This window comes from Geobacillus sp. ZGt-1 (genome assembly GCF_001026865.1).
Classification (GTDB): domain Bacteria; phylum Bacillota; class Bacilli; order Bacillales; family Anoxybacillaceae; genus Geobacillus; species Geobacillus thermoleovorans.
In genome coordinates this window covers 9,038-9,249 of the sequence record NZ_LDPD01000025.1, presented here as the reverse complement: position 1 = coordinate 9,249, position 212 = coordinate 9,038, and positions in this window count along the sequence as shown.

The window sequence follows — 212 nt, the reverse complement described above, 5'->3', positions numbered from 1 at the left end:
CCGAAGTCGGTGAGGTAACCCTTACGGGAGCCAGCCGCCGAAGGTGGGGCAAGTGATTGGGGTGAAGTCGTAACAAGGTAGCCGTACCGGAAGGTGCGGCTGGATCACCTCCTTTCTAAGGGAAGAAAAGCGGAAGCGCCGTAATTTCGCCTAAAGGCAGCCCGCGTCCTGCGGGCAACGGCGAAATATCGCCATCCTGGCGATCTCGAAGC